Raw genomic sequence first — 26,262 nt, forward strand, 5'->3', positions numbered from 1 at the left:
GTTGCAGCTTAATTTATAGCTTTTGGATTAGGGTAATTATCAGATTGATCTTCCACTGTTTCATCCATACACACAAAATCTTTCTCTACTAATAAATAAAGGTCTTCTCCATTGGGTAATGGCAGGGTGGCATTATAACCAATAATTGACGATGATGCCCAGGTTTCTAAATTTTCAATCGGCATTGATACGATTATTTCATTATTTTCAAAAGAAGCTTCCATTTCTGAAATTCCTTTTTTGGACCGCAAAGAATAGCTAAATATACTTGTAGGGAATTTGGTTTGGTTTGTATAGAAGCCTTCTCTACAAAAGGTCTCCACCTCTGTTTTGGTTAAGCGTAACCTTACTGAGTTTCCTTTTATTCTAATTTTCATATTGTAAATCGTAATTAATAGTTACCCTGGTGCCGTTGCCTGGGGTGGAGTTAAAAAAGAGACGACCGTTAATATATCCAATACGTTCTTTCATAAAAAATACACCCATGCCACCTTCGCTATTATTTTTAGGTGGTTTACTTAATATTGAAGTGTCAAAACCTTTTCCATCATCTTCAATAGAAACGCTTAATAGGTTTTCCGTTACATCAATGATAACTAAGATATAATTGGCCTGTGCATACTTAATGGCATTGTTCACGGCTTCTTGTGTTACACGGTAAATATTGGTTTCTGCAAGCGAATTAAAACGAATGTTTACTTCAGCTTTATTTTCAAAAAGCACATTTTGTCCAGTAAGTTTTGCCAATTCTGTGGTCATTTTCTGCAATGCGGGGAAAATGCCGTGGTCTCCTAATTCAGGAGGGGTTAGATTAAAGGTCGCCGTGCGTACTCCTTTTATGAGGTCAGACGTTAAGTCTTTAAGGTAAGCTACTTTTTCAGCGGCTTTTTCTGGATGGTCTAAGTTTATAGATTGTATGTTAAAGCGTAAGGCGGTCAACATTTGCCCTATACCATCATGTATATCTTTTGCAATACGTTTGCGCTCTTCTTCTTGCCCGGCAACAATTAAACTAGCCTGTACTTGTTTCTGTTGCATACGGTCTTCATAATTACGCTGGTTCAAGGCCGCAATTTCGGCTTCGTTCTTTTTACGCTCCGTACTGTTAGAACATAGAATTAAAATACTCTGCTTAAGGGTGGTTTGGAACATGGGTATAATAGACATGTCTAACCAAATTTCTACGCCCTTATGGTTTTGTATTTTTATTTCTTCCGTACGGATGTTGCGTTTTTTTAAGGACAGTAACTCGCGCAAATATTGTTGTTGTCCTTCGTTTTGTGTTAATGCTTGGTATAAATAAGAATTTACAGGTGTTTTTTCTAAGCCCAATAGGCCTAAGAACTTTTTGCTGATAAAGGCAATTTTACCGTTGCGGTCCGTACTGGCAAATAATGCGGCATTGTCTATGGCAAAATTGAGTTCTTTTAGTTCCTGTAATGAAGCTTGCCTATCCTCTGCAATTTTCTGGATTTTTTGGGCATCCATTTCCGATTGTTGTCTGCGCTGCATTAAATCGCCAATGGTTCTTTTAATCTGGATAGACATTGGTTTAAAAATAAAAAGCACCTCTAATAATAGAATCAGCAATGATATACCCAATAAAAGATATTCCTTAAGTTTTAATTGTTGCAGGCGTTCTTTGGAAATAGTATCATACGCATTTACAATAGCATCCATTTTGGTCAAAAAATACTGCTCGTTTTGTAGCAAGGTGTTCACCTCTTGATCAATGCTAATCTTAGTTTTTTGCTTTTGCAAGATGCTTTTCACGGCCTCTACCATGGTGGTGTGGTGCGGTTGTAATTCTGTAAAGAGCTGTATAATTTCCGGATTTTCCTCTTTAGGTAAACCTATGCTATCATTACCATATAACAGCCCGCTGTGCGATGTTTCCCAAACATAAAGCGTCTCTTTTAATCGTTCTGGTAAGCTGGTGTCTTCCGCACCTTTTTGTAGCAATAGACTTTCTTTGACCAATTTTTGACTGTAGGCCCTTTGGCGGCCGGCAACGTTGATTACCCTAGAGTCACTTAATTGGGAATCTAAATGATTTTGAATAAGTATTTGTGCTACAACAATAGTTAACGCTATAGTAGCTAGGGCAAGAATATACCATTTACGAACCCTTAAAAAAGTAAGGGTATCTAACGTTTGATGCTTTTGCCCGTTTTCTGCCATATACTATGCTAATGCTTGTTGTATTAATTGCAAACCTTTTTCTGAGTAGTGGAGCTCCAAAGCGGCTTTATGTCCTTTCTCAGACATTTTTTTCCAAGTTTTCTGTAATATGCCTATCATTTTGGCATCATCGTGTTTGCTTAAGAACGATTCATAGTAATGTTCTAAAAAAACGAGACAAATAACATCTTCTAGACATTGGGTTTCATCGTCTCTTTTCAGTTGTTTTTTCTGTAATAAAAACTGTACCCGGTCTATGGTTTCTTGGTCGTAGCCAACTTGGGTTAGTATATCTGCTGCTTTTTTAGCGTGGAATTTCTTTAAATTCTGTCGCCATAACAAATAACCAGTTCGGTTCATCTCATAGCTTTCCCTAGGTATTTCCCATCGGCAAATGTGCTGGCAGCGAGCAGTTAGCTGTAAGGCCTCGGTGGCATTTGGTTCAAAACGATTTAAAGTTGCGGTCATTCGCTCAGCATAAAGTAGTTCTTTGGGATAGGTTTTCCCATTAACTACTTCAGTATTAGGATCTTTAGCATTAGCAGCATCAAACATGGCAAATGCCTGTTCTAATTTTTGGGAGTTGCCCATAGGTATTGGTTTTTCAGACGTTAATCAGAAAAGCCAATATACACAAAACCTGCTTCAATTTTTACGGGATAGGTGGCTATTGCGGGTAAATCGCCATTCAAGTTTTCACCAGATTCTAGAGAAAAGGTTTTCTTGTGTAAAGGACAGGCTACTTTAGGTATGCCTTGGTGGTCGCCTATCATACCACGGCTTAAAACCATTTCTAATTTATGCGGACATAAATTTTGGCATGCAAACCATTGGTTGAGTCGCTCAAAATTGAACACGGCTATCTGCTTGTCTTTGTATTTAACGCAGGCGCCGCCATCTTTTGGAAAATCGTTTACCGAAGCCGCTTTGAACCATGTGGTGACTTCTGCTGGAGCGGTTTTGGTATATTTAGAAAGAAATGTTTCCATGGGTTATTTTTTAGGTTGATAGGTTATTGCCATTGCTGTGGCATTTTTTGTTCGCGCATGGGTACAAAAACCAAATTATCGTCTTCTTCTTTACTATTTACAAAATGGTTGAAGCGTTTCATCATTTCCGGATTGTTCACGGCTTGTGTCCATTCGCACTCAAACTTATTGACCAAGGTTTGCATTTCTGCTTCCAAGTCGGCCGCGATTCCTAGTTTGTCTTCTATAATTACTTCTTTTAGATACGCCATACCACCGTCTAAACGTTCTTGCCACGCAGCAGTACGTTGTAAAGGTTTTGCCGTACGCATGTAGAACATTAAGTAGCGGTCTAGGTATTTAATAACCGTTTGGTTGTCTATTTGCTCCGCCAATAGTTCTGCATGCCGTGGATTGGCGCCACCGTTGCCACCCACGTAGAGATTCCAACCGCCTTCTACAGCAATAAGGCCAAAATCTTTACCTCTGGCTTCGGCACATTCCCGAATACAACCAGATACGCCACCTTTAATTTTATGTGGCGCTCTAATACCACGATAGCGGTTCTCCAGTTCTATTCCAAAGCTTACACTCTCGTCCATACCATAACGGCACCACGTACTACCTACGCAGGTTTTAACGGTACGTAACGATTTACCATAGGCATGTCCGCTCTCAAACCCGTGACTAATTAATTCTTTCCAAATTAGTGGTAGCTGGTTTAAGGTAGCGCCAAACAAATCGATACGGACACCCCCAGTAATTTTGGTATACAAATCGTACTTCTTGGCTATTTCTCCTAAGGCGATGAGCTTATCTGGCGTAATTTCACCACCCGGTACCCGCGGTACTACGGAGTAGGTGCCGTTCCGTTGAATATTCGCTAAAAATCGGTCGTTAGAATCTTGTATGGCATACTCTTTATTGGCTGTATCGGCGTGAATCGTAGCCATAAGCGAAGCAATTACAGGTTTACAGATTTCACATCCATGTCCGCCATTACCATGGTTATCTAGAACCTCATTGAACGTTTCATAGCCTTTTACCTGTATTAAAGAATACAGTTCTTGTCGGTTAAAATCAAAATGTTCACAAATGTGGTCTTTGACTTCTATGCCTAAAGATTTTAATGTGGCTTCCGTAAGGTCTTTAACCATAGGCTTGCAACCTCCACAGCCAGTGCCTGCCTTGGTACAGCTAACAACACCGGCCAAATCCGTAGCAGCTCCTGTTTCTATGGTATTGCAAATTTGACCTTTAGAAACGCTCTCGCAAGAACATACTTGGGCTTCGTCTGGTAAGTCCATGATGTCACCTAACAATCCACCGCCCTCGCTGGCAGGTAAGATTAATTGTGCTGGGTCTTCTGGGATGGCCATTCCATTTAGGTATATTTGATGTAGCATGCTATAATCAGCAGCATCACCAACCATAATACCACCCAATAATTTTTTGCCATCTAGACTTACGTTGATACGCTTGTAAAGAAACTGGGTTTTATTTTCAAAAATGATAGATAACCCTTTATCTGCAGGCATAAATGGAGTGCCAAAACTAGCTACGTCTACACCAATGAGTTTTAACTTGGTAGACATATCTATATCACTCGCCATTGTGATATCTGTGTGCCCTAAAATTTGTTGCACGGCTACATGAGCCATATCATAACCAGGAGCCACCAGACCATATATCATTTGGTTGTACAGTGCTACTTCTCCTATGGCGTAGATATAAGGGTCAGATGTTTGCATACGATTATTCACTTCTATGCCACCACGAATTCCCATTTTTAAGCCGCAGCTTTTTCCAAGTTCGTCTCGTGGACGTATACCCGCAGAAATAATAAGCATATCGGTTTCTAAAATATCATCTTCTCCAAATTCCATTCCTGTTATGACTTCATCCCCCAAAATCTGATTGGTAGCCTTGCTTAGGTGAATGTGAATACCCATGGATTCTAGCTTTAATTGCAATACCTTACTGCTACGAGCATCTAATTGTCTGGGCATTAATTTAGGAGCAAATTCTACCACATGAGGCTCTAAACCCATATCCATAACGGCCTTTCCGGCTTCTAAGCCTAGTAGACCACCACCAAGGATTGCCGCCTTACCATTCGGTTTAATTTGGTTGATGTGTTTGGCGTAGGCAATCATCCCTTCTAAATCTTCAATAGTCCGGTAGACAAAAACGCCTTCCTTTTCTACACCTTTAATAGGAGGAACAAAGGGCACAGAACCTGTTGCTAGGATCAAATAGTCGTAAGTGTGTTGTTGGTTATGTTGGTCGGTTACCGTTTTGGCTTCTTTATTAATATCTACAATACGGTTATTAGTAATAAGATTGATGTTATTTTCTGTGTACCATGAGGCAGGCGCCATTTCTAGTTTTGTAGCATTTTCATCTTCAAAATAGGCACTTAAATGAACCCGGTCGTAGGCAGGTCTTGGTTCTTCTCCAAAAATGGTTAAAGTAAACCCAGTAGTTTGGGCGGCAACAAACTTCTCACAGAACTTGTAGCCTACCATTCCGTTACCAATAACAATTATATTTTTCATAAGCCTCTACTTAATTGATAAATCAAAACTAAGTATTATTACTTAATTTATTGCTTTTTATTTCGAAATAAATACGTATTATTGTTGCGAAATCAATAATTCTAACCTAACTAAATACATATGAAAGCAATAGATAGAGAAGCGAGAATTAGTTTGGTGGGAGCAGGGCCAGGAGCAGAAGATTTAATTACAGTAAGGGGTTTACGAACTTTACAGGATGCAGATGTGGTTTTGTATGATGCTTTGGTTTCAGAAAAGTTGGTGGCAGAAATTCCTGCTGGTATTAAGAAAATATACGTAGGTAAAAGATGTGGGCAGCACAGTCTAAACCAGCAAGAAATTAATACCCTATTAGTAGAGAGTGCTTTTACTTACGGACATGCGGTGCGTTTAAAAGGAGGTGACCCGTATGTGTTTGGTAGGGCCACGGAAGAAATAGCTTACGCCAATACCTTTGGCATTCCCGTAAACGTAGTGCCAGGGGTAAGCAGTGTTACTGCAGTTGCGGCTAGCCAAGGTATACCTATTACTAAAAGAGGTGTAAGTTCTAGCTTTTGGGTGGTTACCGCCACTACTAAAGATGGTTCCTTTTCCAAGGATTTAAGTCTAGCGGCACAATCTTCGGCAACCTTGATAATTCTTATGGGAATACGTAAAATGAAGGCGTTGTCAGAAGTATTGCTACAGCATAAAGGTGCAGGAACTCCCTTCGCGGTTTTGCAAAACGGAACTTTAGAAAATGAAAGTTGCGCCATGGGTACATTAGGGACCATGGCAGAAGTATCAAACACTATAGATTTTACCCAGCCAGGTATACTTATAATTGGTGATGTAGTGGCAGAGCATAACTTCTTTTTTGAGGATGATATACAGCGTGTATTGGATTCTGTGCTGTAAATCAAACTTTTAAATTATCAATTTGCAAATCTTATCCTTTAGTTTTTTGCATTCTGTAAAAATTCCCCTACTTAGATTCTCAATCACATAATAATCGGTAATTTTAAGTATAAATACGTAATAATACGTAGTTAAATACAATTTCATACGTACATTTACAACATAAGGAATTAGAATAACCATTTAAACAATACCGCTTTATGAAAACGATTATGACAAAATTATCCGCTTTTCTTGTAATGGTTGCACTTGTAGCCTGCGGAGGAAAAAAAGAGAAAAAGGGAGAAGAGTTAGCGCAAGCTGAAACAACTTCTACTGCTTTAGAGATTGAAAAACCACAATTGACGTTTGGTTTTATTAAGTTAACAGATATGGCGCCTTTGGCCATTGCAAAAGAGAAAGGCTTTTTTGAGGATGAAGGTTTATTTGTTTCTGTAGAAGCACAGTCTAACTGGAAAAATGTGTTGGATCGTGTAATAGATGGTCAATTAGATGGTTCTCACATGTTAGCAGGGCAACCTATTGCGGCAGGTGCTGGTTTTGGTAGACAGGCCGAATTGGTGACACCATTTTCTATGGATTTAAATGGAAATGGTATTACGGTTTCTAATGATGTATGGTCTAAGATGAAGCCAAACGTGCCAAAAGGAGATGATGGCAAGCCAGTACATCCTATTAAAGCAGATGCTTTAAAGCCTGTAATTTCTGAGTATAAGAATAGTGGCAAAGCATTTAAAATGGGAATGGTTTTCCCAGTATCTACGCACAATTATGAAATTCGTTATTGGTTAGCTGCAGCGGGTATACACCCAGGATTATACACAGCAGATAACGTACAAGGGCAAATAGATGCAGAAGTACTATTATCTGTTACGCCACCACCACAAATGCCAGCAACCTTGGAAGCAGGTACTATTTATGGATATTGCGTGGGTGAACCTTGGAACCAACAAGTCGTTTTTAAAGGAATTGGTGTGCCGGTAACTACCAATTATGATATCTGGAAAAACAACCCTGAAAAGGTATTTGTAATGACCAAAAAGTTTGTAGAAGAAAACCCAAATACGGCTACAGCAGTAACCAAAGCATTAATTAGAGCTGGTAAATGGTTAGATGAACCTGGAAACAGAGCAGAAGCCGTTAAGATTTTATCTATGCCACAATATGTTGGTGCAGATGAGGTGGTTCTTGCCAATTCTATGACGGGAACGTTCGAGTTTGAAAAAGGTGATAAGCGTTCCATGCCAGATTTTAATGTATTCTATAAGTATAACGCTACGTATCCTTTCTATTCTGATGGTATTTGGTTCTTAACGCAGATGAGAAGATGGGGGCAAATTCCGGATTCAAAACCAGCCGCTTGGTATGATGAAACCATTAAGGATATCTACAGACCAGACATCTGGAAAAAGGCTGCGGAAGCCTTAGTGGCAGAAGGTAAAATACCTGCTAGTGATATTCCAACTACAGATGGGTACAAGCCTGCAACTACAGATTTTATAGATGGCAAAACGTATGATGCTAAAGACCCAATTGGGTACATCAACAGTTTTGAGATAGGAAACAAAGACGATTCATCACTCTAAAACAAATTCACCATGAAGCAAAGTGTTACTGTTGTAAAAGATGATAATGTAAAGTTTGGTGCTACAGCAAAAGCTGTAGCGGCCAAGCTGCTACCTAAAATGCCTAAATGGAATGTACAGACCTTTCTTAGAAAAGTATTAATTCCGCTTGCATCCATTTTGTTGTTCATTGGATTATGGCATGTGGGGGCAAAATCACTGTTTAATATAGAGGCTGATTATAAAATTGAGAAAGCCTTAACCGACCAAGGTCAAGCCGCGGCAGACGAGATGGCGGCGTGTATAGCTTCTGGTGATGTAAGCTGTCAACCCAACACTTTGCCGTCTCCTGCTCAGGTTTGGACGTCCTTTAATACACTTATTGCGGACCATAAAACCATTAGTGCGGATAAAGCTGAGTTTAAGGCAAAAACGGCGGCTTTAAATGAAAAAAGAGAAGCAGAAGGTAAGGCGCCAATTACGTATACGGGTAGGCCTTCTTTTGTTGACCAGATTTTTACCAGTTTAAAAACGGTTTTCGCTGGCTTCCTTTTAGCCTTGGTTATTGCAGTTCCTGTTGGTATTATTATAGGTCTGAGTTCAACTTTACGCAATAGCTTTAACTGGTTAATTCAGATTTTTAAACCCGTATCTCCTGTGGTTTGGTTGCTTTTGGTGTTCATGATTGTAAAAACCATGACCAAAGATTCAGACTCAGACAGTGCATTTATCATCTCGTTCATTAGTGTTGGGCTCTGTGCCATGTGGGCAACATTGGTCAATACGGCAATGGGCGTATCAACGGTAGACAAAGATTACATTAACGTAGCCAAGGTTCTAAAATTAGGAGCAATCCAAAAGGTGTTTAAGGTGATATTACCCTCGTCTTTACCCTTAATATTCACAGGGTTACGAATTACCTTATCCGTAGCTTGGATGGTATTGATTGCCATTGAATTATTAGCCCAAAGTCCAGGATTAGGTTCGTTTGTATGGGAAGAATTCCAGAACGGCGCTAACGATTCCAACTCAAAAATAATCGTTGCCATGTTCGTTATTGGGATAATCGGTTTTTTACTCGACCGTATTATGTTAACCATACAAAACATGGTGTCTTTCAACAAAAACGCAACAGCTTAAATAAAAGAGGTATGGCGTATTTAGAACTAAAGAACATCAATAAAACATACGGCACCGGAGCGGAAGCTACAGAGGTACTTACAGATATCAATCTTAGTATAGAAGAGGGCGAATTTGTAGCTATTGTAGGCTTTACCGGTAGTGGTAAAACTACTCTAGTCAATTTAATTAATGGTTTGCTAAAACCTACAAGTGGCGAAGTACTGTTTAAAGGCGAACCGGTAAAAGGTACCAGTCACGAAAGAGGCGTTATTTTTCAGAATTATTCCCTTTTGCCATGGCTCACTGTAGGCCAGAATGTATCCATGGCGGTAAAAGAAGCTTTTCCAAAGGCAAGTAAAACCGAATTGAAGGAACGTGTAACGGAATACGTAAAAATGGTAAATCTGTTACCGGCCATCAATAAGAGACCTAAAGAACTTTCTGGGGGTATGCGTCAACGGGTATCTGTGGCCAGAGCGCTAGCAATGAATCCAGAAATGATAATCATGGATGAACCTTTAGGGGCTTTGGATGCCTTGACCAGAGGGAATTTACAAGACGAAATTTTAAAAATCTGGAGCAAAGACAAGCGTACAGCATTGTTAATTACCAATGATGTGGACGAGGGTATTTATATGGCAGACCGTATTATACCCTTAAAACCAGGGCCTAATGCTACGCTAGGGCCCGAGTTTAAGATAAATATAGACAGACCTAGGGATAAAACGGCTTTAAATGATAATCCAGAATACAAAAAGACCCGTAACGCTATTATTGAATACCTCATGGGTATTGGAGAAGCGCGCAAGTCTGCCTCTAAGAAAGAATATGTTTTGCCAGATGTGGCCCCTAAAAGTTTTGTTGCCTAATCTTTAAAAAAAGAAATCATGTTTGTAGAAGTTACTAAAGAAGCACTTGGTCATCAAAATGGAATTACATTTCCGTCAGACAACGTAATGTTAGATTTAAACGACCTTAAAAAAGTGTACCCAACGCCAAAAGGGGATTATGTAGTCTTGGAACATCTAAATCTGCAGATATTAAAAGAAGAGTTTGTGACCATTATTGGGCATTCCGGTTGTGGTAAAACTACCATGCTCTCCATGATTGCAGGGTTAAATCCAATTTCTGATGGGCGTATTTCGGTTTTGGGTAGTCCTATAAAAGGGCCAGGGCCAGACCGCGGGGTTATTTTTCAGGCACCCAGTTTAATGCCATGGATGACCGCTTTGCAAAATGTATTGTTGGGGGTAAATCAGGTTTTTCCGCATGCCAGTAAATCCCAAAGAAAAGACATCGCTATGTATTACCTGGACAAGGTAGGGCTAGAAGGAGCTTTTCATAAAAAGGCGAACGAACTCTCTCAAGGAATGCAACAGCGAGTTGGTATTGCAAGGGCTTTCGCCATAAAACCCAAGGTATTGTTGTTAGATGAGCCTTTTGGAATGCTAGATTCCCTTACCCGTGGCGAACTACAAGATATTTTAATTGAAATCTGGAATAAAGAAAAAATTACTGCGGTGATGATTACCCATGATGTGGACGAAGCTATCTTTTTAGCAGACCGTGTGGTAATGATGACCAGCGGACCAAGAGCTAAAATTGGTGATGTCTTGCCTATAGAATTCAAACGTCCCCGAACCCGAAAATCGGTCTTGGAACATGCCGATTACTACAAGTATAGAAAACACTTAATCGATTTTTTAGAACACTAAAAATTTCAATAAAAAAACTAAATAACCCAAACATTTAATCAGTATGAAAAAGCTAATATGTACTATTGGCCTAGGTATCTTTTGCCTTGCCACCACCCAAGCACAGTTTACTCTAGATGGTCAATTTAGACCACGTACGGAATACAGAAACGGATTTGGAAGTATAATTCCTGATGCGGCCGACCCTGGTTTTGCCATTTCTACGCGGGCAAGACTAAACGCAGGCCTTAAAACCGAGAACTTTAATGTATTCTTAAGTATACAAGACGTTTTAGTTTGGGGTGAGAACAGACAGATTTTACCGGATGATCAAAACGATTCTTTTGCCGTTTTTGAAGCTTGGGCAGAATTGAACCTAGGTTCTGGGTGGTCTACCAAATTAGGGCGACAAGTATTATCGTATGACGACCAACGTATTTTAGGGGGGTTAGATTGGGCACAACAAGGTCGTAACCATGATGCCGCCATGATTAAATATGGTAAGGATAAATTTAAAATGGATTTTGCCTTTGCTTTTAACCAAGATTTTGATAACCCAACTGGATTTCAATCTGTGGGTACGGCGTACAATACTACCGGATTCTTTAGCTATAAAACAATGCAAATGCTGCATTTGAGTCAGAAATGGGATTCGTTTTCTGGGAGTGCTTTGTTGATGAATAATGGGTTCCAAAATTTTGATGACGAAGGAGCAGCAGACGGTCTAAACAATCTGTTTACTGCTGGGGTACACCTTAAATACAACAAAGGTAGTTTTGGTGCTGCCGCCAATGCGTATTTCCAATCTGGAGAGCGCCAAGGCGGTTTGGAAGTTAAAGGGGCTAGTCTACTAGGATTAGATGTGTCCTATATGGCATCGAGCAAAGTAGGACTAGGTGCCGGAGTGGAGTTTATTAGCGGCAATGATGGCGAAACTGCAGGGGAAACAGGAGCTTTCTTTCCTTTGTATGGTACCAATCACAAGTTTAATGGTCTAATGGATTACTTCTACGTAGGTAACCATGCTAATTCTGTTGGGCTAACAGATGTACACTTAAGTGCTAATTTTAAATTAGGAGAAAAAGGTGGCCTAATGGCAAAAGTGCTTAATTTCTCGGGCGCAGAAGAATTGCCCAGCGGCGAAAAATCTTTGGGAACGGAATTAGATTTGGTGTATTCCCAAGGCTTTAAAGGTTTTGCCTTAAAAGTGGGCTATTCGCATTTATTTCCTTCAGATGGTATGTACGAGCTTAAAGGGGTGGCAGAAGCAGATGCGGCAAGTTCTCAAAATTGGGCTTGGGCCATGCTCATCATAAAACCTAAATTTTTCACCACAGCAGAAAAATAAAAGTAACACATTGCTTCGATTGGGTCATGTTGCTTAGGCAATGTGGCCTTTTCTAGTTTATAGATAATTCAATTACATTTGCGTTATGGACCCACAAACTATGCAGCAGACTATAGAAATTGTTTTGGCAGACGACCACGCTTTGGTAAGAGATGGTATTCGTGCGCTACTAGAAGAAGAACAAGATTTAGATGTAGTTGCAGAAGTCAGCAATGGTCTAGAGGCCTTGGATGTGGTAGCGCAAAAAGCCCCGGATTTGTTGATAATCGATATTCGAATGCCGCAAATGGGTGGTATAGAGGCGGTAGAAAAATTAAATCTGCAGAAAGATCTTAAAACCAAATGCATCATTTTATCTATGCACGATTCTGAGGAGTATATTCTTAAATCGGTTAAGGCTGGTGCCAGCGGTTATTTGTTAAAAGATACAGACAAGGCAGAGTTTATCAAAGCAATACATACCGTACAAAACGGCGGTAAATATTTTAGTGGCGATATTTCTAATGTGTTGGTGAACAATTTATTTGCTAATGCTAATGGGGCTGCAGAAAAAGTAGAAGGCGAAATACCGTTCGATTTAACCAAAAAAGAATTAAAGGTATTGGAGCTAATACTGGAAGGCTATACCAATAAAGAAATTTCAGAAAAGCTTCAGAATAGCAAAAGAACCATAGAAACGCATCGGTTTAACCTCATGAAAAAGATGGAGGTGAAAAACCTTATCGACCTAACCAAAAAAGCGAGAGCGCACAATCTAAGCTCATTTTAAACAATTCTTTCTGTTTGCCCCTATTTTTTGTTGAAACGCTATTTTTTGGACGCATATTTATGATATAAATACTACGTATTAATACGTATTTTTATAATTTTCCATAAGCATTGGCAACTCCTTTGATTATGAAAAATTCTACCTCACATAAAACTGTATGTTCCTATTGTGGTGTTGGTTGTGGTATGGTTATACACAAAGACCCAAAAGGGGCAATAACCCTAGAAGGAGATGCAGACTATCCCGTGAACAAAGGCATGCTTTGCTCCAAAGGGAAAACCTTGAATTATGTAGCACAAGATACCACAGACCGCATTCTATATCCAGAGATGAAGTGGAGTAAAAACCATGCAAGACAACGGGTGTCTTGGGATGTTGCCTTTAAAAGAGGTGCTGCGGTCTTTAAAAGTATAATTCAAAAATACGGCCCAAACAGTGTGGGTATGTACGTTTCTGGGCAATGCCTTACAGAAGAATATTACCTAGCCAATAAATTAACCAAAGGTTTTTTTGGTACCAATAATATAGACACCAACTCGCGTTTATGCATGAGTTCTGCCGTTGTAGGGTATAAAAAAACGGTAGGTAATGATGCCGTGCCCATTGCCTATGCAGATATAGAATTGGCAGATTGTTTTTTAATTGCTGGAGCCAATCCGGCTTGGTGCCACCCCATCTTGTTTAGGCGTATAGAAGCGCATAAAGAGAAAAACCCTAAGGTTAAGATTATTGTAGTAGATCCACGTAAGACACAAAGCTGTGCTTTGGCAGACTTGCACCTACAGCTATTACCCGGAACCGATGTAATCCTATTCAATGCCATAGCAAGATGGCTTATAGAAAAGAAAAAAATAGATAAAGGATTTATAGCCAAGCATACCGTAAATTTTGAGGCATGCAAGCAAAAAGCTTTTGAATTGTCTTTAAAACAGGCAGCCAATTTGTGTGGTGTACCGGTAGATGATATTAGAAAAGCGGCCAGATATATAGCAGATGCCAAAGGTTTTATAAGTATGTGGACCATGGGGCTTAACCAAAGTGTTATTGGGGTAGATAAAAACGTATCCTTATTAAACCTTTCAATTTTAACTGGGCAAATTGGAAAACCCGGCAGCGGACCATTTTCATTAACCGGGCAGCCCAATGCCATGGGTGGTAGAGAGGTTGGTGGTATGGCAAGTTTACTGGCAGCTCATAAAGATTTAGGTAACCCCAAAGACCGGTTGGCCGTACAAGAATTTTGGAACAGTGGGCCCATCCAAGCAGAACCTGGCTACACGGCCACAGAAATGTTTAAAGCCTTGGAAAGTGGTAAAATGAAAGCCGTATGGATTATTTGTACCAATCCTGTTGTGAGCTTACCTAATGCTAAGCTTGTAGAAAGAGCCCTAGAAAAAGCCCATTTTGTAATTGTACAAGATATAAGCCATAATTCTGAAACTACTAAATATGCAGATTTACTGCTGCCTGCAGCAGGTTGGTTAGAGAAAGAGGGCACTATGACCAATAGTGAAAGGCGCATTAACTATTTGCCTAAAGTATTGGATGCTCCCGGAGAAGCCTTGCCAGATGCAGAAATTTTATGGCGCTTTGCGCAAGAAATGGGATTTAAAGGGTTTGATTATGAGTCGGCCGCAGAGGTGTATGATGAATATTGCCTTATGACAAAAGGTAGCAATATAGATATTGCGGGGTTATCTCATGAACGCTTGCAAAAAGAAGGCAGTTTTCAATGGCCGGTACCCCATGCCGAGCATCCGGGAACACCACGTTTATTTACAGACCAAAATTATTACACCCTATCTGGTAAAGTACAGTTTAACGCACCCCAAAATCTGTATAACAAATCTGAAACTACAAGCCCAGAGTTTCCATTGGTACTAAATACGGGTAGGGTAAGAGACCAGTGGCATACCCGTACCAAGACCGGTAAAGTTAAAAGGTTGCTTACCCACATTCCCCAACCGTTTTTAGAAATGAATGCAGTTGATGCTTATGTTAGGGGAATCAAAGAAGGAGACTTGGTGGTAATTAAAAGTAAGCGGGGTACGGTTAGGGCCAAGGTTAATGTTAATTATGAAATACGGGAAAAGTTGGTTTTCTTACCCATGCACTGGGGTAAAATACTTAACCAAGATTTTAGCCGTGCCAATAATTTAACCCACGCCTTGGTAGACCCAATTTCTAAGGAACCCGATTTTAAATACAGTGCCGTACAAGTAGAAAAATACAAAAAAGCCAAACAGAATTTGGTGATTATTGGGGCAGGGGCGGCTGCCTACCGCTTTATTCAAACCTATAGAGATAAAAATAAGACCGACACGATATCCGTTTTTTCTAAAGAAGAAAACCCGTTCTATAATCGGGTTTTACTACCAGAATATGTGAATGAAGATTTGAGTTGGGACGCTTTAAAAAAATTTAAAGCGGGCGAATTGGAAAAACTTCAAGTTACTTTATATGCTAAAAATGGGATTCAGAAAATAGACACTCAGAAAAAGATAGTCTATGACGATTTTGGAAAGAAACATCCTTATGATTTGCTTATTATGGCAACAGGGAGTAGAGCTTTTGTTCCGCAAGGAGTACGTATGGATTTGCCTGGGCGTTTTACCATGCGTGAAAAAGGGGATGCAGACCGATTAAAAAGCTACTTAAAACAAACGGGGCTAGCAAATGAGCAACAACATGTAGCTATTGTTGGTGGTGGATTGCTGGGACTGGAGTTAGCGGCATCACTAAAAAAAATTGGTTTAGAAATTAGTATTATTCAGCGAGCGCCACGTTTAATGGAGCGCCAATTAGACCCAATAGCTAGTAGATTATTGGCAGAAGATGTATTAGAGCGGGGTATTAAAATCTATTTTGATAATGAGGTAAGCACCATTTTTGATGCCGAAGGCAGTACCCATGGCTTGCAAATAAACCTAAAAACCGGGCGTACACTGCATTGTAATGCCATAGTGTATGCTATTGGTACAAGGCCTAATATGGATATTGCCAAGAATGCAGGCTTGCAAACGGGTAGAGGAGTGGTAGTTAATCCGTACCTACAAACTAGTGACCCCAGTATATTTGCTATGGGAGAGATTGCCGAATTTAAGGGTAGTCTATTTGGAATTACCTCTGCGGCGGAGCAACAAGCAGATGTGGCGGCCAATTATATTTTAGGCGATTTAAGTAGCATTTACAACGGTTCTGTATTGATGAATATCTTAAAGTTTGATGATTTGGACCTGTGTAGTATTGGAATGGTCAATGCTCCTAAAAATGATGATACATACCAAGAAATTATTCTAATGGATGTGCACAAACGGTTTTATAAAAAGTGTATCGTTAAAAACGATATTTTAAAAGGTGCCATCCTTATAGGCGATAAAAATGAGTTTGCCGAGTTTAAACGATTAATAGAAGAGGAAATAGAACTCTCTGAAAAACGTGACGAATTACTACGTGGAGCACCTTCTGGCGAACCTATGCTGGGTAAGCTGGTTTGCTCTTGTAGCCAAGTGGGGCAAGGTAATATAGAAAAGGCCATAAAAGGTGGTTGCACCAGATTCACAGATTTAGTTGCACAAACAGGTGCGGGCTTGGGATGTGGTAGTTGTAAACCAGAGGTGAAAGCTATTTTAGAAGCACAATTGCAAACGGTATAAACCTAAAGCTATGAATGACGATTTACATCGCATATTTTTTAAAGGTGGGGTTACTTCGCCGGGCGAATTAAAGGATAGTATTGCCATGCTAGAGGCTGCTGGCCTGCAAGAAGTGTATTTTGGCTCGCGCCAAGATTTACTTTTTCCGCTACCTCATAAAAGTAAAAAGCAATTAGAACTGTTGTCTGAGTTTAATACCAACATTGTAGCAGATAGAACCTATCAAAACATTGTATGCTCTTACGTTTCTGCAGATATTTTTGATATGACCCATTGGTTAAAAGGATCTACATATTTGTATTTGTTAGAGCAATTTAACTATCAACCTAAATTAAAAATAAACATTGCGGACCCAAAACAGCGGTTGGTGCCCCTTTTTAGTGGTAACCTTAACTTCATAGCCTCTGCAGAAGAAGATTATTGGTATCTAAATGTTATGCTTCCCCATTGGAAGAACAAGGCCTTTTACCCGGTATTGATCTATAGCTGGGATATTGTAAAGATCGCCAAAGTTATAGAAGAGGTGTTTACGGGAATCGATAATGTAGACCAGTTGTTTACCATCATCAATCAGCAATTAGAAACAAACAACAAAAACATACAAGAGCCCTTGCAAACACCCTATTTAACCTTTCCTTATTATGAGGGGATGAACAGAATGGGGCTAGACCAATATTGGTTAGGACTTTATTGGCGTAATAACCGCTACGATTTAAAATTTTTAAAAGAATTTTGCGGCTTTTGTTTGGACAATGGTATTGGTAAGATATGCATAACCCCATGGAAATCCTTGATTGTAAAAGGAATTAAAACTCAAAGTAGACCCGCTTTGGAACGATTTTTAGGTTTAAACGGTATTAACGTTCGCCATTCACAATTAGAGATGAACTGGCATTTGCCCGTAGATGATGCAGAAGCATTTGAGTTAAAAAGGTTCCTAGTGCGTAATTTTGACCAGAATGATATTAGTACATACGGGCTAACCTTTGGTATTAGTAACGATGTAGGCAAACGCTCACATTTTTCTTCCATTGTAATAGAAAAGAATGCGCCACCAAAACTGGTAGCGGATTTTGAGGTTAGACCTTCTTACAATGTACTACACTTTAAAAATTTTGACCCAAATACGGATACATATATAGTTTATGCCCAAGATGTAGACAAGGTAGAATTGAGTGGCCTGCTTATGGAGCTAAGTAAAAAATATTTTGAACAGCTGTATAAGGTTGCCGAGCCAACAATTCAAAAAGAGCCCAATAAACCCAAAGATAAAGGCAGAAAGGTACACCAATGCCAGAATTGTTATACCATTTATGACGATGTTGTGGGGGATAAAAAGAATAAAATACCTAAGAACACGGCCTTCAATGAACTACCTTCTTTATTTGCTTGCCCTACCTGTGGCGCATCTTTGGCAAAATTTAAACCCGTCCAGTTGGAACTTCACAGCTAAATTTAGTACGCTTTTTATAACATAGGACTTAACAATTTTGCCGCACCTTCAAGTAATTTCTTTCGTTTAGAGCGCTTATGGTAGGCATCAAAATCTGATAGTCTTATAGCGCTTTCGCAATCTTTTAAAAACTGTTCTTTTACTTGTATGCTTAAGGCTTCATGATAGATAATGGCATTGGTCTCATAGTTTTGTTGTAGGCTTCTGTTATCTAAATTTGCCGTGCCAATGCTAGCTATTTTATCATCACTAACCATAATCTTACTATGGATAAAAGCGTCTGGATGCAAATGTACTTTTATCCCCGATTTTAGGTAACTCTCAAAATAAGAGCGTACACACCAATCTACCATTTTATAATCTGTAGTTGCAGAAATTAGCAGCCTTACATCTACACCGCTCAAGGCCGCCGTTTGTAAACTCTGCAAAATTGCATGGTTGGGAATTATATACGGATTTACAATGTATAGATAGTCTTTGGCATTGTTTATAATTTTAAAATACACTTGTTCCATTACCGCAAAATCATCATCTGGTCCGCTGGGAACTATTTGTAACGGAATTTTATGCTGAATTTCTTTTTTGAGGGTATTGCTAGGTATTTTTACCTCTTTTTCCGTGGCTAGGTACCAGTCGGTTAAAAATATCCGATTCAATAGGTTTACGGCATCGCCTTCTATCTTCATATGGGTATCTTGCCAAGAACCAATTTCCGTGTCTTCTTTTAGGTATTTATCAGACACGTTTATTCCGCCGGTAAACCCAATTATATTATCGATGATAACAATTTTTCTATGATTTCTATAATTTAAAGAAGATATGAATTTACCCAACCTAAAGGGTAAAAATTGACCCACTTCCACGCCAATAGTATTTAATCTTTTTTTGTAAGATTCGTCTAAAGAAAAGCTTCCCACGCTATCATACATTACACGTATACTAACTCCTTCTTTTCGTTTGGTCTCTAGAATTTTAAAAAAACGTTCTGCCAATTCGCCATCTTCAAAAATGTAATACTGTATATGTATATGGTCTTTGGCAGTTTCTAGGGCGTTAAAAATACAGTCAAAAGTGGCTTTACCATCTCTTAGAATCTCTACACTATTGTTGCAGGTTAAGGGGTAGCCACAACTACCATAGATAAGATTTACCAGATTTCTATGTTGTTTTACATTCTCAGTAGGTTTAGACCTGGGAGGCTCTGGAAGGTTTTTTGTAAAATCGTCCTTAAGGGTAAAAAGTTTATTCTTTCTTCTGTTGCGCCCCACCATAAGATACAGCAAAATACCCCCAATGGGTATGGTAAAAATGGCAAGTAACCAAGCCAGAGATTTGCTAGGTCGCATGCCATTTATTAAAAGTTTGGCCACTATACCAAAGGCAAGTAACACGTAAAGAAGTATTGTTATCGTCCAGAACATATGCAATGTTAGTTTAATTGGCGTAACAAAAGGTGCTCTATTAAATTAATAGTTAACCAACTAAAAAGAGAAAGGTTGCCCTGTACTTTGTAATACGGCGAACCAAAATTCGCTTTCTAAATCTATCTTTTTACGTTTTGTTGTAACGGCCGCTATAGGTAGGTATACAAACTTGTTGTTTACTTTGCCCACAACAAATTGTGTTTTACCTGCCATGGCACCGTGCACTGCCTGGTATGCCAAACTGCTACAAAAAATACTATCGCTACTATTAGCAGGTGCGCTACGTACAATGTAACTAGGGTCTATGTATTTAATGGTTACAGGCAGGCTATCCGCAAAATACGCTTTGATTTTATCTTTTAAAAAAACACCAATATCCTCGTGCTGTATATTACCAGAGGCATCTTTAACTTCTGCCGCTTTTTGTATCAAATGTTGCCCTGCACCCTCTGCCACAACAATTACCGCATGTTTTTTATCCAATAAGCGCTTTTTTAATAACTCTAAAAAACCCGTTTCACCGTAAAGGTTAAAATCCATTTCTGGTACCAATACGTAGTTTACCTCTGGCATGGCCAAGGTGGCAGATGCAGCTATGAAGCCACTGTCCCTACCCATCACTTTTATAATTGCAATGCCATTTAGTGCGCCAGCCGCTTCATTATGTGCATCTCTAATTATTGGGCTGGCAATGTCAAAACTGGTTTCGAACCCAAAAGACTTGTCAATGATATCAATATCATTGTCAATAGTTTTAGGTATACCCACTACACTAATATTGGCACCACGCTTGGCTACTTCTTCGCCTATGGCATTAGCTCCCTTTAGGGTACCGTCACCACCAATGGTAAATAAAATATTAATGTTATTTGCAACTAGGGTGTCTACCATGGTACTTACACTTTGGCCTCCTCTGGAAGAGCCTAAAATGGTACCACCATGATGGTGAATATCCTTTACAACATCTGGGGTCAATTTTAAAAATTCATGGCCCGCTTCAGGGTTTAAACCCTCGTAACCGTAACGTATGCCTAGAATATCCTTAATATCGTAAAAGTAATGCAAGGCCATGACTATGCCTCTAATTACATTGTTAAGCCCTGGGCACAAACCGCCACAGGTAACAATAGCCGCTTTTGTTTGTTTGGGGTCAAAATGTAAAAATTGTCTTGGTCCTGCCTTTTCTAACCAAACTGGTGCAATACCATCTGCAATGCATTGTTGATAGTTTTCTAGGGAAAGGTCATAAATAAGTTTATCCTCATCTTTGATAAAATTGAAGATATTATCCCCCTTAACAGTACTTAACTGTAAGGGGGATGCTATTTTGGGTGTTCCCAATTGATTAATTTGGAACATAAATTTTAGGTTTAAAAGTGATCGGCCAATGTGTGGTGCGAATCAATTAGCGGTCCTCCATTTAAAATTTCATCAGATGCCTCACTGGCAAATTTGTCAAAGTTAATATGGAAAGAATGTGCCAATTGTATTGCTTTACTAATATAAGCACCTTTTTGTAACCAAGTATTCATTGGGTCTAAAATTTCTGAAGGTACACCGGGGCAATATTTGGGCATATGTAAACCAAAAATAGGATGTGACTCAAAATCCACATCGGCTAGTTGGCCTTCTAAAATTGCAGAAATCATGGCCCGGGTATACTTTAGCTTAATTCTAGAACCTACGCCATAGGGGCCGCCACTCCAACCTGTGTTTATTAACCAAACATTTACACCTGCTTCTGTCATTTTTTTGCTGAGCATTTCTGCATATTTGGTTGGGTGCAACGGCATAAAGGGTTCTCCAAAACAAGCAGAGAAAGAAGGTACGGGTTCAGTTATACCCGCTTCAGTACCCGCCACTTTTGCGGTATAACCCGATATGAAGTGATAGGCGGCCTGCCCTGGTGTTAATTTAGATACGGGTGGTAAAACCCCAAAGGCATCACAGGTTAGAAAGAAAATATTCTTTGGATTGCTAGCATAGGAGGGTACCTGTATGTTATCTATATGGTCTATTGGATAACTAACCCTAGTATTTTGGGTAATGGTACTATCAAAAAAATCTACCTCTTTGGTGCCTTTTTTAAACACTATATTTTCCAATAAAGCCCCTGGTTTTATAGCTCTGTAAATATCTGGCTCTTTTTCTTCGGTCAAGTCAATAACTTTTGCGTAGCACCCACCTTCAAAATTAAATATGGTGTTTTCTGCTGTCCATCCGTGTTCATCATCCCCAATCAATTTTCTTTTGGGGTCTGCGGATAAGGTGGTTTTTCCGGTACCGGACAATCCAAAGAAAATAGCGGTGTCTCCTTCTTCTCCAACATTGGCGGAACAGTGCATGGGTAAAACGTTTTTTTCTACCGGTAGAATTAGGTTCAATGCCGAAAAAATACCCTTTTTAATCTCGCCGGTATACGCAGAACCGCCTACCAAAGCTATTTTTTTAGTAAAGTTCAATATTGAAAAATTACCAGCTATAATACCAAATTCCTTTGGGTTTTTTGCCTCGTATCCAGGTGCACAAAGAACCAACCAATCTTCCTCAAAATTCTCTAATTCTGCTTCTGATAAACGCAAGAACATGTTCTTTACAAAAAAGTTAGACCATGGGTATTCTGTTACCACACGTACGTTCATGGTATATTGTGGGTCTGCACAAACCGCGGCATCCCTAACATATACTTCTTTACCAGAAAGGTAATTTTTAATCTCTGTTTCTAATTGGTCAAAATGTTCTGGACTAATAGGTTTATTTATTCTACCCCACCAAACTTTGTCTTTGGTATACGCATCCTTTACCAAAAAGCGGTCTTTTGGGGAGCGACCTGTAAATTTTCCTGTTTTTATGGCCAAGGTTCCATTATCGGTTTCTACCCCCATTTCTTTTTCAAGGGTAATTTTTTGGAGGGTTTCCCCATCTAAATTCCAATTAGCCTTGGTGTTCTTAAGGCCGTATTGTTCTAAGTTTCTAGTGTTTTGAATAACTGCTTCCATTGTTGTTGTTTTTTAAGGTTTTTAAAAATTCCATATAAGGGGAACTAGTATTAATGTTGTTATGAAAAAGAGTAGCAGTAAGGGCCCGCCAACCTTTACGTAATCCATGAATTTGTACCCCCCAGCGGTCATAACCATGGCGTTGGTGGTAGTACCTACCGGTGTTAAAAATGCTGTTGAAGCACTAATGGCCACTGTAATTAAAAAGGGCTTGGGAGATACACCTAAAGTTGTAGCGGCAATTAAGGCTATAGGGGCCATAAGTACTGCCGTTGCCGAGTTGTTAATGGTTTGGCTAAAGGCGGTTGTTAACAGAAAAATACCGCCTAACAAAGCCACGGGGTGCCACGTGCCCAAAAAGCTCACCAAATTTTCTGCAGCTAGTTGGGCTACACCTGTTTTTTGTAGTGCTATACCCATGGGTATCATGGCGGCAATCATAATTACACTGGTCCAGCTGATACCCTTGTAGGCTTTAGATATGGGTACACAGCGCGTAAGCATCATAATACCCGCGCAGAGCAGTGCCGCTATTGCTCCGGGTACTATTTTAAATACCAATAAGATGATCATGAGTAATAGGGTACCCATAGCAATAAAGCTTTTTGGGGTAAGAGCCGTTACATTCTTTGCCATGGCTTCTGGACTACCAATGATTACCACATTTTCATAAAGGTTTTTTAACGATTCTATGTTATGCCATGGCCCCCTTATTACAAAGGCATCACCGGCATTAATGGTTATCTCTCCTTTTAATGGCCTATTGTTTCTTGAAGCAGCCAAGAGTTGCACCCCAGATTTTTTGAGGTATTGCCCTAAATTTATTTGCTTACCAACAAAAATAGATTTTGGGGTTATAAGCATTTCTGCCATACCTACCTCTTGGTTTATAAATTCTTCTTTTAATCCGTCTTTTTCTGATGGCGCCGGTAAAATACCCAAGCTATAGGTTTGCATTAGTCGGTTTACAGCTGCTGCTTCACCTTTAACGGTAATAATATCATGATATCGCATTTCTGTGTCAGCACTAGGCAACTCAACAAATAGCGGTGTTTTTTGTTGTAACGGACTAGGATGTCTACGTCTAAGTCGCATGATGCTAACTTTAAAATCTTCCTCAAAATTCCAATGGCCCATTTGGGTACCGATTAAAGGAGACATGGAGCGAATCCTAAATCGGTAAAGGTTTTCTCCAATGCTATATCCTTCCATCCATTTTAGCATTTCGGCATCTAAATCTACTGGCTTATTGGCCGTTTTATTTTTGGGCAATAACCTGTGCCCAATAAACCGGAAGTATAAAATAGCTACCAATAATAAAGGCAAACCTATAAGCCCAAACTCAAAAAATGAAAAACCTTCAAATCCGTTTTCTACAAGAGCATTGCTTGCAATAATATTGGGTGGTGTTCCGGTTAGCGTTAATAAGCCTCCGGTATTGGAGCCAAAAGCCACGGGCATAAGTAATTTTGATGGTAGGGTGCCAGCATTCCAAGCAGCGGATACGGTTACCGGCAATAGTGCCGCAACGGTTCCTGTATTACTAACAAAACCAGATAAGATACTGGCACCCAATGTTACAATCACCAAAAGTTTTGGAACACTTTTTCCCGCCCATTCTACAAAGAATTTACCTGCCAAGGCAGTCCAACCTGTTCTAGATAAACCTTCACCAATAATAAATAATGCGGCTATCATGATTACGGTAGTATTGCTAAAGCCACTTAAGGCTTCTTTTACCTCTAAAATGCCAAAAAGGTATAAAGAGAGCATGGCAATAAGGGCTACCACATCTGGCGGAAATTTTCCCCATATAAATAGGGCTATGGTTATAAATAGTATGACTAGTACTAGTGTCATATCTTGTGTTTATTGCGGGGTTAATCCAAGGTTAAAACAGGTACGGTGGCATGTAGGGTCAACAATTTGGTTAACCTACCTTCTGAGGGGCTTGTTTTATGGGCATGATTTCTAGGTATTATGGCCAACAAATCAATTTCTTTCTCTGCTATAAAATCTAGGATACCTTTTTCCACATCCTGATTTTTTTCAAAATTGTGTTCGGCATAAAAATGTTCCAGATAATATTCCAAGGTTTCTTCATTGCCCTCAACAATTGCTTTTTCTTCTAGAATGTTTTCTTTGTAGATGGTAAGCACATGAACTTTTGCATTAAAACTTCTAGCTATATCTAACAATAAGTTCAGCACACTTGGTCTTTCTATTTCTTCGCTACCCAAAACCAAGGCTATTTCTTTAGGTAATACCATTTCTGCATTATACGGAACGGTAAGAATAGGGCATTCCGCTTCTAAAACCAGTTTGGATGTATTGGTAACATGATCATCTGCACTTTGATCGCCCATAGTACCCATGAAAATAATATCCGCAGCCATAAATTCCCTTTGGTATAGAATTACATCGGTAAGTTTACCTTGTACCAGAACCAGTTCTGGCCGATTTTTGGTTTTCTTGTTCAGTTGCTTTAAAATTCGATTAAAACTGGCCTCACTCTCTTTTATATCTAGCGCTGTAAATGGATTGGGACTAACGTAAAGCGCTTTTATAGCTACATTGTTTTCAAAACCTATAAACGTCATGCTATAATCCAATGCATTTATAGCTGCTTCCGTAAAATCAAAGGGAACCAAAATGGTTTTTATTGTGTTCATACCTGGTCTTTTAAAATGATTATTAGTAACACTTCAAAAGTACGGGCGGGTATCTTCCTAAAACATGACAGATGTCACGTTTTCAAAACTTTACATGAAATTAACCTATAATAGTAAGTTCATGATAATTGTCATGAATTTGGTTTGGAATCCGTAAGACCTTTACACAAACAAGTAATAATAGGTGTATGTGGTCTTTAAAAAGCAATAGCTTCCAATTCATTTTCATCTGGCTTTTGATCTTACTATTAAATCCAGATACCACTCAAGCTCAAGAAAACTTAAAAAACCAAGTAGGTACTTGGTTTATAGTGGCCGGTGATAATGCTCTTGGAGACCATTGGAGTATACCAATTGTAGGCATATGGCGCCAATACAATTATGCGCAAGAAACAGAATTTGGATTTTTAAGAACGGGCTTAAATTATAGGCTAAGTAAGCAATGGTATGTTGGTACTGGGGTGGCCTTTTTGGATACCCACCCCTTTGAGCATCCTAATAATTTGCAAGAAAAGTCACAATTCTGGTGGTACCAAGAGGCAGGTGTTAAGCACACTAGTACGTTTACACAACGTTATAGGGTAGAAAATAGATGGCTTAATGGACCTAACGGGAAATCTTTCCGTACACGATTTAGACACCGGTTACAATACAAAAAACCGTTTACGACAACCACTTACTTTAAAGTTTCCAATGAATCTTTCTTTGAGTTTAAAGAGCTAGATTTTTTACAGAATCGTTTTTTTGTAGGGGTAGGTAAAGCGGTGCATCCAAATGTTTGCTTAGAGGTAGGTTATTTAAAGAACCATGTAAACGGAGAAAACTACGACCGTATACGGGTAGCTATATACTTTAAAACACGTATTGCAAAAAAAACCGTGGACCTTGTTAACAACACACCTTAATAGTTGCCATTGGTTTTTATCGGAATTATAACTGAACTGATAAATATCATG

The 26,262-nt window shown here is 39.3% G+C and carries 20 protein-coding genes; 10 read left to right on the forward strand and 10 right to left on the reverse strand.

The genetic code is table 11. From position 1 onward, the window contains the following. Positions 1-8: 8 nt before the first annotated feature. From BUL40_RS09530 to nirB, 5 genes are read right to left on the reverse strand one after another with little or no spacing between them, the layout of a single operon-like run. The gene (locus BUL40_RS09530; RefSeq protein WP_080319066.1) at positions 9-377 is read right to left on the reverse strand and encodes a DUF7009 family protein; all 369 of its coding nucleotides are present in this window, start codon (positions 375-377) and stop codon (positions 9-11) included. Further along, complete coding sequence (locus BUL40_RS09535) at positions 367-2,181, reverse strand: PAS domain-containing sensor histidine kinase (protein ID WP_080319067.1); 1,815 nt, start codon at positions 2,179-2,181, stop codon at positions 367-369. Before BUL40_RS09535 ends, BUL40_RS09530 begins: the two co-directional genes overlap by 11 nt. Positions 2,182-2,184: 3 nt before the next feature. After that, positions 2,185-2,772, reverse strand: coding sequence for a DUF4202 domain-containing protein (locus BUL40_RS09540; RefSeq protein WP_010517651.1), 588 nt, complete (start codon positions 2,770-2,772; stop codon positions 2,185-2,187). A 20-nt stretch (positions 2,773-2,792) separates the two neighbouring features. Next, positions 2,793-3,170: a nitrite reductase small subunit NirD gene (gene nirD / locus BUL40_RS09545; RefSeq protein ID WP_080319068.1), complete on the reverse strand. Its 378-nt coding sequence runs from the start codon at positions 3,168-3,170 to the stop codon at positions 2,793-2,795. Between the two features lie 23 nt (positions 3,171-3,193). Further along, on the reverse strand, positions 3,194-5,707 hold the full coding sequence (gene nirB / locus BUL40_RS09550) for a nitrite reductase large subunit NirB (RefSeq protein WP_080319069.1): 2,514 nt from the start codon (positions 5,705-5,707) through the stop codon (positions 3,194-3,196). Between the two features lie 120 nt (positions 5,708-5,827). On the opposite strand from nirB, the gene cobA reads away from it, so the two are divergent. The 9 genes from cobA (at position 5,828) to BUL40_RS09595 (ending at position 18,211) form a co-directional block, all read left to right on the forward strand. Next, positions 5,828-6,604: a uroporphyrinogen-III C-methyltransferase gene (gene cobA, locus BUL40_RS09555; RefSeq protein ID WP_080319070.1), complete on the forward strand. Its 777-nt coding sequence runs from the start codon at positions 5,828-5,830 to the stop codon at positions 6,602-6,604. A 200-nt stretch (positions 6,605-6,804) separates the two neighbouring features. Beyond that, on the forward strand, positions 6,805-8,190 hold the full coding sequence (locus tag BUL40_RS09560; protein ID WP_080319071.1) for a CmpA/NrtA family ABC transporter substrate-binding protein: 1,386 nt from the start codon (positions 6,805-6,807) through the stop codon (positions 8,188-8,190). 12 nt (positions 8,191-8,202) lie between these two features. After that, entirely contained in the window at positions 8,203-9,309 is a 1,107-nt protein-coding gene (locus tag BUL40_RS09565; RefSeq protein WP_080319072.1) for an ABC transporter permease, read from the forward strand. Positions 9,310-9,320: 11 nt separating this feature from the next. Continuing rightward, positions 9,321-10,160 (forward strand): ABC transporter ATP-binding protein, encoded by an 840-nt coding sequence (locus BUL40_RS09570; RefSeq protein ID WP_010517639.1) that lies wholly within the window; start codon positions 9,321-9,323, stop codon positions 10,158-10,160. Positions 10,161-10,178: 18 nt separating this feature from the next. Next, a complete protein-coding gene (locus BUL40_RS09575; protein ID WP_080319073.1) occupies positions 10,179-11,006 on the forward strand; it encodes an ABC transporter ATP-binding protein in 828 nt (275 codons plus the stop codon). 43 nt (positions 11,007-11,049) lie between these two features. Further along, a complete protein-coding gene (locus BUL40_RS09580) occupies positions 11,050-12,333 on the forward strand; it encodes an alginate export family protein (RefSeq protein WP_080319074.1) in 1,284 nt (427 codons plus the stop codon). A gap of 100 nt (positions 12,334-12,433) precedes the next feature. After that, positions 12,434-13,102, forward strand: a complete 669-nt coding sequence (locus BUL40_RS09585; RefSeq protein WP_029511420.1) for a response regulator transcription factor — start codon at positions 12,434-12,436, stop codon at positions 13,100-13,102. Positions 13,103-13,230: 128 nt separating this feature from the next. After that, the gene (locus tag BUL40_RS09590) at positions 13,231-16,758 is read left to right on the forward strand and encodes a nitrate reductase (protein WP_080319075.1); all 3,528 of its coding nucleotides are present in this window, start codon (positions 13,231-13,233) and stop codon (positions 16,756-16,758) included. Between the two features lie 10 nt (positions 16,759-16,768). Beyond that, positions 16,769-18,211 carry a rubredoxin gene (locus BUL40_RS09595; RefSeq protein ID WP_080319076.1) on the forward strand — a complete coding sequence of 481 codons (1,443 nt, stop codon included), beginning with the start codon at positions 16,769-16,771 and terminating at the stop codon, positions 18,209-18,211. A gap of 14 nt (positions 18,212-18,225) precedes the next feature. Here BUL40_RS09595 and cls read toward each other — a convergent pair whose 3' ends face one another. The 5 genes from cls to BUL40_RS09620 are packed head-to-tail and all read right to left on the reverse strand — an operon-like array spanning position 18,226 to position 25,306. Further along, the gene (gene cls / locus BUL40_RS09600; protein ID WP_080319077.1) at positions 18,226-19,632 is read right to left on the reverse strand and encodes a cardiolipin synthase; all 1,407 of its coding nucleotides are present in this window, start codon (positions 19,630-19,632) and stop codon (positions 18,226-18,228) included. 60 nt (positions 19,633-19,692) lie between these two features. Further along, positions 19,693-20,994 carry an ATP-dependent 6-phosphofructokinase gene (locus BUL40_RS09605; protein ID WP_080319078.1) on the reverse strand — a complete coding sequence of 434 codons (1,302 nt, stop codon included), beginning with the start codon at positions 20,992-20,994 and terminating at the stop codon, positions 19,693-19,695. Positions 20,995-21,005: 11 nt separating this feature from the next. Further along, positions 21,006-22,634: a phosphoenolpyruvate carboxykinase (ATP) gene (gene pckA, locus BUL40_RS09610; RefSeq protein ID WP_080319079.1), complete on the reverse strand. Its 1,629-nt coding sequence runs from the start codon at positions 22,632-22,634 to the stop codon at positions 21,006-21,008. A gap of 21 nt (positions 22,635-22,655) precedes the next feature. After that, positions 22,656-24,494 (reverse strand): SLC13 family permease, encoded by a 1,839-nt coding sequence (locus BUL40_RS09615; protein WP_080319080.1) that lies wholly within the window; start codon positions 24,492-24,494, stop codon positions 22,656-22,658. Positions 24,495-24,514: 20 nt separating this feature from the next. Beyond that, positions 24,515-25,306: a universal stress protein gene (locus BUL40_RS09620; protein WP_010517624.1), complete on the reverse strand. Its 792-nt coding sequence runs from the start codon at positions 25,304-25,306 to the stop codon at positions 24,515-24,517. 188 nt (positions 25,307-25,494) lie between these two features. Here BUL40_RS09620 and BUL40_RS09625 point away from each other — a divergent pair, with 188 nt between their 5' ends. Continuing rightward, entirely contained in the window at positions 25,495-26,211 is a 717-nt protein-coding gene (locus tag BUL40_RS09625) for a DUF2490 domain-containing protein (protein WP_080319081.1), read from the forward strand. Positions 26,212-26,262 lie beyond the last annotated feature (51 nt).

The sequence above is a fragment of the Croceivirga radicis genome (assembly GCF_002072105.2).
Taxonomy (GTDB): Bacteria; Bacteroidota; Bacteroidia; order Flavobacteriales; family Flavobacteriaceae; genus Croceivirga; species Croceivirga radicis.